Annotated in this window: 1 protein-coding gene; it reads left to right on the plus strand. The window is 74.6% G+C overall.

The window, feature by feature from the left end:
- Positions 1-147 precede the first annotated feature (147 nt).
- The coding region (locus ACFVUS_RS44195) for an acyltransferase family protein (protein ID WP_387781637.1) at positions 148-1,021 on the plus strand (874 nt) is incomplete at its 3' end.

Raw genomic sequence — 1,021 nt, forward strand, 5'->3', positions numbered from 1 at the left:
CACCTGGCGCTACGTCAGCCGGCGCCGGCTGGCGAGCCAGGGGCTGCCCGGCGGCATCCCCGCCCGGCTGACCTTCCTCACCCGCAGCCCGGCCGTGCGCCGCGCCGTCCGCCAGGTCCGGCGGGTCCGCCGGATGCGGGGCAGGCGATGACCGCCGCCCCGGCGATACCGGCCGCGCGCACCGGGGCCGGACCCGCGCCGAAGGCCGGGGGCGACCGGCTGCGCGCCCTGGACGGGCTGCGGCTGCTCGCCGCGCTGATGGTCGCCGGGTACCACTACGGCGGGCGCGGCGGGGAGGTGGCCAAGGCCTGGGGGGCGTCCCCGAACAAGATGTTCCCCGAGGCCTCGACCTGGTTCGCGTACGGTCCGCTCGGCGTACAGATCTTCTTCGTCATCAGCGGCTTCGTGATCTGCATGAGCGCCCAGGGGCGTACCGTCCGCGCCTTCGCCGCCTCGCGGGCCGCCCGGCTCTACCCGGCGTACTGGGTGGCGCTGATCCTGGTCACGGTCGCGGTCGAGGCGGTCTCGCCCTCCGACTTCCTGCTCAACCTGACGATGCTCCAGCAGCCGCTGGGCGCCGACCGGGTGCTCGGGGTGTGCTGGACGCTCTGGGTCGAGCTGCGGTTCTACGTCCTGTTCGCGCTCTGCGTGGTCCTGCCGGGCGGCGGCCGCCGCCGGACCCTGCTGTTCTGCGGGGTCTGGACCGTCGCCGCCGACCTCGTCGACGCGGGCGACCCGGCGGGCAAGGCGTTCCTCAGCCAGGCCCTGATGCCGCAGTACGCGCCGTTCTTCATCGGCGGCATCGGCCTGTACCTGGTGCACCGCGACCACCGCGACCGGCTGGCCTGGGCCGTGGCCCTGACCGGCTGGCTGATCGGGCAGCACTACGCGGTGGCGGGGCTGTGGCACGCGCCGAACCCGAGGTTCTTCTCGTACCGCAGCTCGCTGGTGATCATCGCGATCGTCACGGCCGGGTTCGCGGCCGTCGCCCTGGTCGCCCTCGGCAAGCTGGCGTGGGCGC

The sequence above is a fragment of the Nocardia sp. NPDC058058 genome (genome assembly GCF_042885355.1).
Classification (GTDB): domain Bacteria; phylum Actinomycetota; class Actinomycetes; order Mycobacteriales; family Mycobacteriaceae; genus Nocardia.